Origin of the sequence: Pseudomonas fluorescens (assembly GCF_001708445.1) — a bacterium.
In the GTDB taxonomy this organism is placed as follows: domain Bacteria; phylum Pseudomonadota; class Gammaproteobacteria; order Pseudomonadales; family Pseudomonadaceae; genus Aquipseudomonas; species Aquipseudomonas gorinensis.
This window is the reverse complement of record NZ_CP015637.1, coordinates 6,595,132-6,609,528: the sequence shown is the minus strand read 5'-3', so window position 1 is coordinate 6,609,528 and position 14,397 is coordinate 6,595,132. Positions and strand designations below refer to the sequence as shown.

Annotated in this window: 10 protein-coding genes; 6 read left to right on the top strand and 4 right to left on the bottom strand. The window is 57.8% G+C overall.

Going from position 1 to position 14,397, the window contains the following annotated elements; genetic code table 11:
- The first annotated feature begins 6 nt into the window (after positions 1–6).
- The 4 genes from A7317_RS29580 to A7317_RS29565 all read left to right on the top strand — a co-directional run bounded on the left by A7317_RS29580 (position 7) and on the right by A7317_RS29565 (position 10,217).
- Positions 7–4,461: an RHS repeat-associated core domain-containing protein gene (locus tag A7317_RS29580; protein ID WP_237141784.1), complete on the top strand. Its 4,455-nt coding sequence runs from the start codon at positions 7–9 to the stop codon at positions 4,459–4,461.
- A gap of 16 nt (positions 4,462–4,477) precedes the next feature.
- On the top strand, positions 4,478–5,077 hold the full coding sequence (locus A7317_RS29575) for a hypothetical protein (protein WP_024078140.1): 600 nt from the start codon (positions 4,478–4,480) through the stop codon (positions 5,075–5,077).
- Between the two features lie 152 nt (positions 5,078–5,229).
- Positions 5,230–9,666: an RHS repeat-associated core domain-containing protein gene (locus A7317_RS29570; protein ID WP_024078141.1), complete on the top strand. Its 4,437-nt coding sequence runs from the start codon at positions 5,230–5,232 to the stop codon at positions 9,664–9,666.
- Between the two features lie 20 nt (positions 9,667–9,686).
- Complete coding sequence (locus A7317_RS29565; RefSeq protein WP_024078142.1) at positions 9,687–10,217, top strand: hypothetical protein; 531 nt, start codon at positions 9,687–9,689, stop codon at positions 10,215–10,217.
- Between the two features lie 127 nt (positions 10,218–10,344).
- On the opposite strand, the gene A7317_RS29560 is transcribed toward A7317_RS29565, so the two are convergent.
- From A7317_RS29560 to A7317_RS29550, 3 genes are all read right to left on the bottom strand, one after another.
- Entirely contained in the window at positions 10,345–10,620 is a 276-nt protein-coding gene (locus A7317_RS29560) for an HU family DNA-binding protein (protein WP_003176958.1), read from the bottom strand.
- A gap of 191 nt (positions 10,621–10,811) precedes the next feature.
- Entirely contained in the window at positions 10,812–11,960 is a 1,149-nt protein-coding gene (locus A7317_RS29555; protein ID WP_069077348.1) for an NAD(P)/FAD-dependent oxidoreductase, read from the bottom strand.
- A gap of 36 nt (positions 11,961–11,996) precedes the next feature.
- Complete coding sequence (locus A7317_RS29550) at positions 11,997–12,164, bottom strand: rubredoxin (protein ID WP_003213373.1); 168 nt, start codon at positions 12,162–12,164, stop codon at positions 11,997–11,999.
- A 197-nt stretch (positions 12,165–12,361) separates the two neighbouring features.
- On the opposite strand from A7317_RS29550, the gene A7317_RS29545 reads away from it, so the two are divergent.
- Together A7317_RS29545 and ubiA are read left to right on the top strand one after the other, a co-directional pair.
- Positions 12,362–12,925, top strand: coding sequence for a chorismate--pyruvate lyase family protein (locus A7317_RS29545; RefSeq protein WP_024078144.1), 564 nt, complete (start codon positions 12,362–12,364; stop codon positions 12,923–12,925).
- On the top strand, positions 12,925–13,815 hold the full coding sequence (gene ubiA / locus A7317_RS29540; protein WP_069077347.1) for a 4-hydroxybenzoate octaprenyltransferase: 891 nt from the start codon (positions 12,925–12,927) through the stop codon (positions 13,813–13,815). The genes A7317_RS29545 and ubiA overlap by 1 nt, the downstream gene beginning before the upstream one ends.
- 119 nt (positions 13,816–13,934) lie before the next feature.
- Here ubiA and A7317_RS29535 read toward each other — a convergent pair whose 3' ends face one another.
- Positions 13,935–14,315, bottom strand: coding sequence for a hypothetical protein (locus A7317_RS29535; protein WP_069077346.1), 381 nt, complete (start codon positions 14,313–14,315; stop codon positions 13,935–13,937).
- Positions 14,316–14,397 lie beyond the last annotated feature (82 nt).

Sequence of the window (14,397 nt, the reverse complement as noted above, 5' to 3'; positions counted from 1 at the left end):
ACCTGCATGTCTGACGCGTTATGGGCGGCCCGGATGGGCGATGCGCTGTCCCACACCTCGATGATGGCTGACATCCTCGGCGGGGTGCTGGAGGTGGCGGCCAATATCGCAATCACCGCCGTGGCGACTGCTGCCGTGGTCGCGGCCACCGGTATTACCGTCGCCACCGGCGGGCTGGGGTGCTTCCTGCTGGGCGCGGTGGTGGGCACGATTGTCGGCCTGGCCATGAGCAAGACAGGGGCGGACAAAGGGCTCACGAATTTATGCGATAGCTTCAGCAACGCGCTGTTTCCGCCCACGGTGCAGGCCAACATTCTGACCGGCTCCACCGATACCCTGACCAACAGCATTCCTGCCGCCCGCGCCGCCGGGGCGATCAGCTCCCATGTAGCGCCGGCCGGTACCGAGCTGGAAGCCCCCCAGCCAGAGCCCGAAGCCAGTTACCTCGACATGGCCGAAAGCTTCTTCTCGCAGATGTGGCGGCCCACGGTTGCCACCCCGGCGCCGGGCGCCGTACCCAAGCCGCTGGATCTGGTCACCTGCATGAAGCATCCACCGATGCCACCGCAGTTTCTGGCCGAGGGCTCGGACAAGGTCACGATCAACGGCCAGCCGGCGGTGCGCAGCGGTGATCGCAGTACGTGCGATGCGACCGTGGTGTCGTCCGGGTTGATTTCATCCAACGTGACCATTGGTGGCGGCTCGGTGGTGGTGCGCGAGATTCGCAGCGGCAAGACGCCGGGTGTGGGGCTGGCGGTCACCGCGTTGTTGATGCTCAAGGGCGGCAAGGGCAAGTTCTTCAGCAAGCTGCCGTGCATGTTGATCGGCGGTGCGACCTCGATGGCCGTGAGCAGTGCGATGGGGGCGATGGCCAATGCGGCCATGGGCTCGTCGAACCCGGTGCATGCTGCCACCGGTGCCAAGGTGTTGGGCGGCGATAATGAGCTGGATTTCGTACTGCCGGGCATCCTGCCGATTGATTGGCAACGTTTCTACAACAGCCGCGACGAACGCACGGGCAGTTTGTTCGGCGCGGGCTGGAGCGTGCCGTATGAGGTGTGCGTCGAAATTCGTCCCCATCCCGAGGGCGGCGAAACGCTGGTCTACACCGATGAACAGGGTCGGCCTATCGACATGGGCAGTATTCCCCTGGGCGGCGCGGTGTTCAGCGCCGGTGAGGGGCTGGCCGTGCGCCGACACCTCAACGGGCAATTGCTGATAGAGAGCGATGACGGGCTGTATCGCTTGTTTGAACCCTCTGCCAACCCTTCATTGCTGCGCCTCAGCCAGCTCGGCGACCGCAACGACAACCGTATCCATGTCGATTATGACGAAGCCGGGCGACTGATTCGGCTGCGCGATACATTCGATCTGGTGCAAGTGGAGTTGATCCGCGATCAAGGCCACGTGATGCGGCTCGAACGTCTTTACCCCGATCAACGCCGCGAAGTGCTCGTCAGTTACGGCTACGACGCTACTGGCAACCTGGCGGAGGTCCGCGATGCCACTGGCCAGGTGCAGCGGCGCTTCTGCTACGACAGTGGTCGGCGCATGGTGGAGCACCAGTTACCTACCGGTCTGCGCTGTTTCTACGAATGGGCCTTGGTTGAAGACGTGGAATGGCGCGTGGTCCGGCACTGGACCGACGAAGGCGACGCCTACCAGTTCGACTATGACTTGCAGGCCGGTATCACGCGCATTACCGACGGCTTGCAACGCGTCAGTACCCGCCACTGGAACACCCAGCACCAGATCGTTCGCTACTGCGACAACCTCGCGCAAACATGGCTGTTCGAGTGGAACGACGAGCGCCAATTGCTCAGCGCCACCGATCCGCTGGGCGGGCGCTTTGCATACAGCTACGACGACGCTGGCAACCTGATCGGCGAGACCGACCCGCTGGGCCGCAGCGAATCCACTACGTGGCTTGAGCATTGGGCTTTACCAGTATCTGGCACGGACAGCGAAGGCAACACCTGGCACTTACGTTATGACCAGCGAGGTAACTGCATTGCTGAAACGGACCCGCAGGGTCATGTTTCGCAGTATCGCTATGACGATCACGGGCAGTTGGTGGAGGTCATCGACGCAGCGGGAAAAAGCAAAAGGATGCGCTGGAACCCATTCGGCCAACTTATTGAGCATATTGACTGCTCAGGTTACCCGACCCGTTTCAAGTATGACGAAAGAGGCTATTTGCAGGCTGTCACCGATGCATTGGGTGAGCGCACAACGTTTGTTTACGATGCTCGGGGCCTGGTGCTGAGTACTCAGCTGCCTGATGGACGCATTGAACACTTTCAACGCGACACCAGCGGTCAACTGATCGCACATACCGACTTCTCCGGGCACTCTACCTACTATCAACGCAATCGCCAGGGACAGGTCAGTCAGCGGCTTGATGCGCACGGCCGCCAAGTCAACTTTGAATACGACCGCTATGGCCGCCTTAAAACTCTGTGCAACGAAAACGGTGAGCGGTACCGTTTCTCCTGGGACGCCAACGACCGCGTGGCTGAGCAGCAGGACCTGGACGGTAGCGTGCGCCGCTATCATTACGACGCACTGAACAACATTAAGCGGATGGAATCTATTCCTGCCCCTCTGGGCAGCGGAATGGCATCAGTCCCTGTAACTCCCGAAGCATCCATCGTGCATTGCTTTGAGCGCGACGCTGTTGGCCGCCTGCGGGTCAAGATCACTGATGATGGACGAACGGAATACACCTACGACTCGCTGGATCAACTCAAGGCCGTCACATTTACCGACAATGCCGGCAGGCAACAAGCGATCAACTTTGACTACGACAGCGTTGGTCAACTGATCGAAGAGAAAAGCGCGACTGGCACCCTGCAACATAACTATGACGAGCTCGGCAACCTGAGTCAGACTCGCCTTCCCGACGGGCGCTGGCTCAACCGCTTGCACTACGGCAGTGGGCACCTCCATCAAATAAATCTCGACGGTCAGGTTATCAGCGACTTCGAGCGCGATCGCCTGCACCGCGAAGTACTGCGTACCCAAGGACATCTCAGCACGCGTCATCACTATGACCGTTGTGGGCGATTGCGCTCCCGTGAACGAGGTCAGATCACTCGAGCATCGGTACTTCCTGCTGCGGTACAAAAGCATTTCGAGTATGACCCCAGCGACAACCTGATTGGCAAGCTCGAGCAGACGCCGAGCGGCCAACGCAGGCAACTGCTGCACTACGACGCAACCGACCGGGTGGTCGCTAGCCAAGACAATCTCGTAGGCCAACGCGAAACCTATTCCTATGATGCAGCTGCGAACCTTCTGGATGCTCCGCAACCTGGTGCCGGGCTGGTACAGCACAACAAGGTCCTGACGTATCAGGACAAACGTTATCGTTACGACGGTTTCGGTCGAATGATCGAAAAACGCAGCGCAAATCGCGGCATCCAGCGCTTTGCCTATGACGCCGAACATCGCTTGATTGAGGTCCACAATGAGCACGGCGGGCAGCGGTCTGTCGTAAAAATGACCTACGACCCTATAGGACGAAGAACTGCCAAGGCGACCTACGACGGGAATGGCTATTTGTTGAGCGAGACCCGCTTTACTTGGGATGGACTGCGCCTGCTGCAAGAACACAAGCACGCCCAGACCAGCCTTTACATATACGGGGACGATAGTCACGAACCTCTCGCTCGCGTTGATGGCAGTGGCATCCAGCAGAAAGTTCGCTATTACCACAATGACCTAAACGGTCTGCCCGAACTGCTCTCGGAAGCTGAAGGTCAGACCGTCTGGCAAGCCAGCTATCGAATTTGGGGAAACACGGTTCAGGAAATTCGTGAACCCTACTACATCGAAGAACAAAACCTGAGGTTTCAGGGCCAGTACCTGGACCGTGAAACCGGCTTGCATCACAACACATTCCGTTTCTACGATCCGGATATCGGCCGCTTCACTACCCCCGACCCTATCGGCCTTGCAGGGGGGCTGAACCTTTACCTGTATTCGACAAATCCACTGACCTGGATCGACCCCTACGGCTTGAATCCTGAGGATTTGATACGTTACAAACCCAAGGCGTCCGTCACCCCGAAAGCGGGTGGCCGCGGTACGGCAATCAATAGGGCATGGGGCGAAGAACGGGATCTGGTTCTACGCGGTGGCGGCTCACGAAACTGGACGGATGAGGAACGCGAGCTGATCAAGAATACAAAGAGCAACGCTCGCCTGAACTCTAAGATGTCCAAAGCAGGCTACACCGGTCACCATATCAACAGCGTCGAAGGTAACGGTGCCTTGGGCAAGGCCTGGAAAGGTGACCCGAGGAACATTGTTTTCTTGCAAAACTCGAAACACCCAAGTGGTGTGGACGAACATTTGAACAGCCCTCAAGGGCACCGAAAGAATTATGCCAACTCAGGCAAAGGCCGATTGATCGACCGTCTTAGAACACCCGGCAGAAAAGCCGGCTGCGGTAAATAATCCATTGGAGAAGAACATGAGCGCCCTTGACAACGCATTTAAAGAGTTGCGCCGCGTCCACAAAAAATTCGATATCGAAGGAAGCTTCGAAAAAAGCAGCCATGCCAACGCAAAATGGCCGCAGACGTTACCGCGCTCGGCAGAAACCGACTATTTCTACGATAACTGTGAGCCAGTTGATGTTGAAGTTGAAACCGGTCTGACGCCGATCTGCTTCTTCAACTTGAGCGCTTTGGAAGACGGCCAAGTTGGCTATAAATGGGATGGCGATTCGAACAAGACCCAGGTAAACGGGAATTGGCCTGCCCAGTATCTGGTTTTCATGGATGATATTGGCGGCGGAAAACCGATTATCGCCGTTACGGACACTCCCGGGACTCCAGTGTGGGCGAGCTACGATGTCGTCGAGCCGTTCAAGATTGCCAACTCCCTGGCTGATTTCCTCTTGGCATTCGCCAAAACTATCGAAATTGTTCACGGAAAATTCGACATCTTTGACATTTACAACGATGACGACGAGCTTTCCCCCAAATTTGTAAAATTGCTGACGAAAGAGGTCAGCCCGTTGCTGGGCGAGGAGAACTTCGAACGTTTTTTCGATTACTTCTACGGCTAAGACGGATTGTGCCAAAGACAACGTACGGCCTGTCGACTGCCTTGAGGATCCGCGCATGAGAACAGCATTGATGAGCATGCCTTAACCACACAGTGGCAGCTGACTGACTATGGAAAGTCTCAATAGAATCGGCACATCCCTGAGCACCACGCATGTCTGACGCGTTATGGGCTGCCCGGATGGGCGATGCGCTGACCCACACCTCCATGATGGCCGACATTCTTGGCGGTGTGCTGGAGGTGGCGGCCAACGTGGCGATCACTGCTCTGGCGACTGCTGCGGTGGCGGCGGCGATTGGTGTGACGGTCGCTACTGCCGGCATTGGTGGCTGCATCCTCGGCGCGGTAGTCGGCATTGTCGTCGGCATGGCCATGAGCAAGACGGGGGCCGACAAGGGCCTCAGTAAAATGTGCGAGAGTTTCGCCAACGCGCTGTTTCCACCGGTGGTGGAAGCCACGATTGCGGTAGGCTCGGCCGACACTTTCGTCAATAGCATCCCCGCTGCGCGTGCGGCAGGCTCCATTCCCTCGCATGTGGCGCCCGCAGGCACGGAGCTTGAACTCCCGCCGCCGGAACCCGACACCGCGCCACAAGCCGAGCCCGGCTTCCTGGATATGGCCGAGGGCTTCTTCTCGCAGCTATGGCGGCCGACCGTCGCCACGCCCGCGCCTGGTGTCGTTCCAGCCCTCACCGATATGGTCCTGTGCGCCCGTCATCCGCCGATGCCCCCGCAACTTCTGGCGGAGGGTTCCGACAAAGTAACCATCAACGGCCAGCCCGCCGTGCGCAGTGGTGACCGCAGCATGTGCGACGCGACGGTAGTGTCCTCGGGCCTGATCTCGCCGAATGTCACGATTGGCGGCGGTACGGTGGTGGTACAGGAGATTCGCAGCGGGAAAACCCCAGGCGTTGGGTTGGCGATTGAAGTGCTGATGATGCTCAAGGGAGCGAAGGGCAAGACGCTGAGCGACCTGCCTTGCATGTTGCTTAGCGGAGTCACGTCCTATGCGGTCAGCCAGGCTATGGGGGCAGCGGCAAATGCAACGATGGGCTCGCCTAATCCGGTACATGCGGCGACGGGAGCAAAGGTGCTGGGCGGTAATACCGAAATGGATTTCGTACTGCCAGGGATACTGCCGATCACTTGGCAACGCTTTTATAACAGCCGGGATAAACGTCGCAACGGGATGTTTGGCGCAGGATGGAGCGTTTCGTATGAGGTCTGCATCGAAATCTTGCCTCACCCAGATGGTGGCGAAGACCTGGTCTACACCGACGAACAGGCACGACGCATCCATCTGGGGGCTATGCCGCTGGGTACTGCGATGTTCAGTGCCGGCGAGGGCTTGAGCATTCGACGTCACCGTAACGGGCAGGTGCTGATCGAGAGTGAAGACGGGCTGTACCGCCTGTTCGACAGCGCCCCTGGAGACTCGGCATTTCTGCGCCTGAGTCAATTGGGCGACCGCAATGACAACCGGATTTATCTTGATTATGACGAGCGAGGTCAACTGGTTCGGCTGCGAGATACCTTTGACTTGATACAGATTGAACTGACGCGCGAACGTAATCGTGTCTGTCAGATTGTCCGCGTGTACCCCGACCACCGGCGAGAACCCCTTGCCCTTTATAGCTTCGATGCAGCCGGTGATCTGGCGCACGTCAGCGATGCTACCGGCCAGACTCAAAGACGTTTCGCTTATGACAGCAGCCAGCGAATGGTCGAACACCAGTTGCCCACAGGGTTGCGTTGTTTCTATGAGTGGGCGTTGATTGACCAGATGGAGTGGAGGGTTATCCGGCATTGGACGGATGAAGGGGACGAGTACAGATTTGAATATGACCTGCAAGCGGGCATTACTCGGATCACCGACAGCCTGCAGCGTGTCAGCACCCGGTTGTGGAATAGCCAACATCAAATTGTCTCTTACACGGACAACTTGGGCCAGACGTGGTTGTTTGAGTGGAATGACGAGCGTCAGTTACTCAGTGCAACCGATCCGAAAGGGGGGCGATATGCGTTCAGCTATGACGATTCGGGAAACCTGATTGGCGAACACGACCCCTTGGGACGCAGTGACTCTACCGTGTGGCTGCCGCATTGGGCGCTGCCTCGATTTCAAATTGATGCGGCGGGCAATAGTTGGACGTATCAATACGACTCACGCGGAAACTGCATCCGAGAAACTGACCCATTGGGCTATAGCACGCAGTACCGTTATGACGCTCATGGGCAGATCGTAGAAATCATTGATGCCGCGGGCAAAAGCAAACGAATGCGCTGGAATCAATTCGGCCAGCTCATTGAGTACATTGACTGCTCGGGCTACCCGACACGGTTCAGCTATGACGAACGTGGCTTTTTGCAGACGATTACCGATGCGCTGGGAGAACGCTCCCATTTCAGTGTTGATGCCAAAGGACGGCTGCTAACCAGCCAATCACCCGACGGGCAGATGGACTATTTTCAGCGCAATGCAAACGGGCAATTGGTCAGCCACACCAACGCTGCCGGCCATACCACGCACTATCGACGCAACCGTCGCGGGCAGGTGTCACAGCGCACAGATGCCCACGGTCGTACGGTCGAGTTTGGCTACGATGCCTTCGGGAGGCTGCAGGCGCTGACCAATGAAAATGGCGAACGTTATCTGTTTACCTGGGACGCCGGTGACCGGCTTGAGAAACAGCAGGATCTCGACGGCAGTGCCAAGTACTACGCCTACGATACGCTGGATAACTTGGCCAGCGTGGAATCTGTGCCCGCACTTTATGGCACAGGGCTTTCAGTTGTACCGCCCACCAGGGCTAAACCTATTGTTCACCGGCTGGAGCGGGATGCAATCGGGCGCCTGACAGCTAAAGTTACCGACGATGGCCGGACCGAATACGTTTATGACGTACTCAACCAATTGCTCGCAGTGACGTTTACGGATCACCAAGGCAATTCGCAAGCGCTGGGCTTTTCGTATGATGCACTCGGCCAACTTCTGGAGGAGGCCAGCCCAGCTGGGAGTTTGCGCCATCATTACGATGAGTTGGGTAACCTGACACAAACCCAATTGCCCGACGGACGCTGGATAAATCGATTGTTCTACGGCAGTGGCCACCTCCATCAAATCAACTTAGACGGCGTCATCATCAGTGACTTTGAGCGCGACCGCTTGCATCGCGAAGTCATGCGTACCCAGGGGCAGATCAGTACTTACTTGGGGTATGACCGCAGTGGCAGGTTAAGGTCTCGTCAACGCAGATACACGCAACAGGCGTCGCTGTTGCCCAGTGCAGAGCAAAGCAACTTCGAATACGACCTCGCAAACAACCTGGCCTTAAAGCGAGATCAACACGCCAAGGGACAGCGCCACCAGCTTCTGCATTACGACGCTACGGGGCGGATTATTGCCAGCCAGGGCGATATCCAAGGACAAGCAGAAATATTCGCTTATGACGCGGCGGCAAATCTGCTGGATGGGTCGCAACAAGGAGCAGGCCTGGTCGTACACAACAAATTAATCACCTATCAAGACAAGCGCTTCCGTTACGACGGATTTGGCCGGGTGATCGAAAAAAGAAGCAGCCAACGCGGTCTACAGAGCTTCAGATACGACGCTGAGCATCGCCTGATTGAAGTTCGAAATCACGGTACTGCTGGGGACTCCGTGATTTGCATGAAGTATGACCCTTTGGGCAGGCGTCAGGAAAAATGTGAGTGGCGCAATGGGTTTCAGACAAACAAAACCACGTTCTTATGGGACGGTTTAAAACTACTCGAGGAGCAACATAACAGTCAGAAAAGCTTATACCTGTATGCCACCAGCGGATACGAGCCTTTGGCGCGTGTCGATGGGCGCGGTCACCAGCAAAAAATCAGGTATTACCATAACGACGTTAATGGATCGCCCCTACAACTGACTGAAGCGGACGGAAGCCCTGTCTGGGAGGCCACTTATAAAGTTTGGGGCAATACCCTCCAAGAAGTGCAAGAACCGTATTACATCGAAGGGCAAAACCTGAGATACCAAGGCCAGTACCTCGATAGAGAAACCGGTCTGCACTACAACACGTTCCGCTTTTACGACCCTGATGTAGGGCGGTTTACCACCCGGGACCCTATCGGGCTGGCAGGCGGACTCAATCTCTACCAGTACGCGCCCAATCCGATTGGCTGGATCGACCCGCTGGGATTAAGTTGCTCCCTCAGTGCCAAGGCTCGAAAAATACATGACGTGGCGAGAGATCCGTTCGCCAAACGGAATTCAACCGTCGCCATCGCGGAGGTCACGATCAATGGAAAAACTACACATTACGTGGCTGGCAGCGGCGGCACACTCTCCCCTGCACAAAGAAAACTCGCCGCTGAAATGGGTATACCACCTGAAAACATATTGTCAGGCACGAAGGTACGAAGCAGTAACGCGGACCCGACACAGGCGAAACTGGAAAACCATGCTGAACGGGTTATCATCAGAAACCTGCCAGAAGGTGCAAAAGTCGAAAAATGGGGCGTGTCGTGGGGTGGTAAACAAACCAACGCATCCTGTTCAAATTGCCAGCCTCATGTGGATGCTTCCGGCGGCATTTTCGATTAAAAACTTACAGGACAATCATGATGTTTAATATCGTCGACGAGATAGACAACTATCAGGCCTTCATTCAGAACAGCCTTAAAAATTTGTCCGATAAGCAAACTATTTTTTTATCGGCCTGGTGTGTCAATGGCTTATTCAGCTTGCCAAATACCCTGACTGTTATTCAGCAAAAACTGGGTATCAGCGACAGCAAAGAAACTATTGTTGATTCTATTCTTCAAGGCAACATCTCGTCCTATCAGCACAAACTTCAACACCTGCTGGACACAATGGATGAGTATGCTGCCAACTATGAGGAACCCGAGGCACACGAAACCTATTCGTTGGCGGGTTTCAATTCTGCACTTAACAGCGCAACCGACACGGAGAACCTTGCCTACGCCCTTGAGGTGATCATTAATCTGATTGATCACTACGCGCAAACAGAAGATGACCCCGTCTGGGAGCGTACGCTAAAGGAAGAATTCGACGCTCAGCACTCGATCATTAACGATCTGCTGAAAAACAGACCGGTCACTATCACCAGCCACCATGACTTTTTGATTAGTTAAGATAAAGATCAAAAAACAGGGGGTTGGCTGCCCCACCACACAATATCCGTCCACAAAAAATGGGCACCCGACCCAGTCGGCGTGCCCATTTTTCCTACCACCCCGCCCCCTGTCGAGACGGCACTGCTTACGCGTTGACGGTGTCTTTAAGCGATTTACCCGGCTTGAACGCAACGGTGTTGCTCGCCTTGATTTTCACAGGCTCACCGGTTTGCGGGTTTTTGCCGGTGCGGGCGCCACGGTGGCGTTGCAGGAAGGTGCCGAAACCAACCAGGGTGACGCTGTCCTTGCGGTGCAGGGCGCCGGTGATTTCTTCGAGAACGGCGTTGAGGACGCGGTTGGCCTGTTCTTTGGTGAGATCCGCTTTTTCAGCGATGGCGGCTGCGAGTTCTGGTTTACGCATAAATGAAGCCTCTTTGACGGTTTTTTGTTGTTATGTCCGTGCTGCTCGTCTGTGGAGCAGCGCCCAAAGCGCCGCAGGCTCTACTCTGCGGCAGACGGGAGTGAGGATGGCATGCCCTCGTACGCCGCGCCAGTCTCGCGGCGACCTTTCTAGGGTAAAAAATGTGCTTATTCCGACAGAACGACCGGTATTTACGCCAGCAACGGCGGAAGTTCTTTGTTGAGGGCGAGTTTTTCCATCACGGCGCTGCCGGTCAGCGCATAACCCAGCAGGCGGCCGCTGGCGTCGCGGCACAGGGCCTTGATGTCGGCGCCCTGGCCTTCGACGCTCCAGACCCCTTCGGCGCCCCGTGGCGGTGGCGAAACCACCAGCGGGCAGACCGGGGTCTTCACGGTGACGGGCATCGGGCCGTAACTGACGGCGGTGGCGTTGCCGGCCAGGGTCTGGGCCAGGGCGCGGGCACAGGTCATCAGGGGCATGACGTAGAGCAGGTTCAAGCCGTCGACTTCGGCGCAGTCGCCCAGGGCGTAGATATTGGCGTGGGAGGTCTTGAGGTGGCGATCCACCATGATCCCGCGGTTGGTTTGCAGGCCGGCGGCAGCCGCCAGGTCGATGCGCGGGCGCAGGCCGATGGCTGACACCACCAGGTCACAGGCGACCACCTCGCCGTCGGACAAGTGGGCTTCAAGCCCGTCTGCCGTGCGTTGCAGGCGATTGAGCACCGGGCCCAGGTGGAAACGCGCCCCCAGGCCTTCCAGCCCCGCCTGCACTGCCGCTGCCGCCGCGGGGTGCAACAGGGTCGGCATGACTTGCTCACAGGGCGCGACCAGGTCGATTTCATAGCCGCCGAGGATCAGGTCATTGGCGAATTCGCAGCCGATCAGGCCCGCGCCCAGCAGCAGTACGCGGCGCTTGCCGGCGGCCGCAGTGCGAAAGCGTGCGTAATCTTCAAGGTCGTTGATGGGGAAAATCAGCTCGGATGCATCGCCTTCCACCGGCACCCGCACGGTTTCTGCGCCCCAGGCCAGGACCAGGTCGCGATAGGCCACGGCTTCCTCGCCAATCCACAGGCGCTTGTGACCTGGGTCGATGCCAGTGATGCGTGTGTGGGTGCGCACTTCAGCCTTGAGTTGCTCGGCCATCGCGCCCGGTTCAGCCATGCTCAGGCCATCGGCGTCCTTGTTCTTGCCAAAGCCAGTGGAGAGCATGGGCTTGGAGTAGGAGCGCCCGTCATCCGCGGTGATCAGCAGCAATGGGGTCTCGCTGTCGAGCTTGCGAAACTCCCGGGCCACGTTGTAGCCGGCCAATCCTGTGCCGATGATCACGACAGGTGCGTTCATTCCTTTCTCCTTGTAGTACGGTTCTGAAACTGAAAATTAGCCGATTTCGATCATTTCGAAATCCATCTTGCCGACGCCGCAGTCCGGGCACAGCCAGTCTTCCGGGACGTCCTGCCACAGGGTGCCCGGAGCGATACCATCATCCGGCCAGCCGTCTTTTTCGTCATAGATCAGGCCGCAGACTACACATTGCCACTTCTTCATTTACTTGCTTCCTCAGGGTCCAGGCAGGTTGGCCGGCGGTCGATGGATCCAGCGTTGCCGCGCGGCTCAGGGCGTTTTGTACTGATCGGGGCCGGGAGATGCAAGCTCGATCGACGCAAGGCGCTGGCTCGGCCCGGCAAAAGGTCAGGACGCCATGGTAAGCTCGCCGCCTCTTTTGCTGCCAATACTGACTCACCGTGCCGCACTCAATCGCCCTTCCCGATGTTTGCCAATGGCTGACCCAGAGCCTTCTGACCCCTGCGCCCGCGCCCGTGACCCTCGACTGGCTGTTCGACGAAGGCTCGCTGACGCGCCGGCTGACGTGGCTGTCCAACGATGGCTTCAGCGTGACGCCGCTGTTCGAAGGCTGGCAGCCGCTGCGCGATGATGAATGCGCGGCGCTGCACATGCCCCCGGCCAGTATCGGTTGGGTGCGCGAGGTGTATTTGCGCGGGCATGGCCAACCGTGGGTATTTGCCCGCAGTGTGGCGGCGCGCAGCGCATTGCAGGGCGACGGCTTGCATATGGACGAATTGGGCAGCCGCTCCCTGGGCGAATTGCTGTTTTGCGATCACGCGTTCACCCGCCAAGCCATCGAGGTGTGCCGTTACCCTCGCCAATGGCTGCCCACCACGGACCAGGCCGACGGGCTGTGGGCACGCCGCTCACGCTTTGATCGTGGGCCGCTGAGCGTGCTGGTGGCGGAAGTCTTCCTGCCGAGTTTCTGGCACGCGCTGCATGACCATCCGGAGAATTGCTGATGTATCAACGTCTGCTCAAATCCTTGAACCGCCTGAACCCCAGGGCCTGGGATTTCATTCAGTTGACCCGCATGGACAAGCCCATCGGCATCTACCTGTTGCTGTGGCCGACGCTGTGGGCGCTGTGGATCGCCGGCAAGGGCTCGCCGGCCCTCCTCAACATCGTGATTTTCGTATTGGGTGTGGTGCTGACCCGCGCCGGCGGTTGCGTGATCAACGACTGGGCCGACCGCAAGGTCGACGGCCATGTGAAGCGCACCGCGCAACGCCCGCTGGCCAGCGGCAAGATCAGTTCAAAAGAGGCCCTGGTGTTCTTTGCGGTACTGATGCTGATCAGCTTCCTGCTGGTACTGCTGACCAACGCCACAACCATCTGGTTGTCGCTGGGCGGCCTGGCACTGGCGGCCAGCTACCCGTTCATGAAGCGCTACACCTATTATCCCCAGGTGGTGTTGGGCGCGGCGTTTTCCTGGGGCATGCCGATGGCGTTCACCGCCGAAACCGGCCACCTGCCCGCCACCGCCTGGCTGCTGTATATAGCCAACCTGCTGTGGACGGTGGGCTACGACACCTATTACGCAATGACCGACCGCGATGACGACCTGAAGATCGGCGTCAAATCCACGGCCATTCTGTTCGGCGATGCTGACCGGGTGATCATCCTGACCCTGCAAGGCCTGGCGCTGCTGTGCCTGTTGCTGGCCGGCGCAAGGTTTGAGCTGGGGGGCTGGTTCCACCTGGGGTTGCTGGCGGCGGCAGGCTGCTTTGCCTGGGAGTTCTGGTACACCCGCGACAGGGACCGGATGAAATGCTTCAAGGCGTTTTTGCACAACCACTGGGCCGGGTTGGCGATTTTTGTCGGGATTGTGGCGGATTACGCGTTTCGCTGAGGTGTTTGCAGTGTCTGGTCGGGCCTCATCGGGGGCAAGCCCCCTCCCACGTTTGAATGTATTCACACATCAAAAGGTGGGAGCGGGCCTACCCGCGATGTTTTAGCCACGAAGCAGGATCAGGGCTTGGCGACTTTCCAGGCCCCGTCCATTTTGCCGTCGCCGGTCATGTCACCGGCCTTTTTGTCCATGACGAAGGTATAGAGGGGCTTGCCGCTGTAGGCCCATTGGCTCTTTTGATCGTCTCGGGTGATGACGGTCCACTTGCCCATGGGCTTGTCGGTGGATTCGGCCATCACCGGCGGCCAGTTGGCAGCGCACTTGTCGTTACACATGGACTTGCCATCGGCATCCTTGGCGAAGGTGTAGAGCGTCATGCCTTTGTGATCCACCAACACCCCATCTTTCGTCATCGCCGGCTCTGCGGCAAACGCCAGGGTCGGCAGCGTCAACGCCACCGTTACCAGCAAGGCTTTCCAGGAAAAAGTACTGTAAGTCATCGGAACCTTCCTTTTGTGGTTGTCAGGATTCGGACTCAAAGCGTAGTCCACACGGGCGGGAATTGCCCAAGCGGCTAAATTA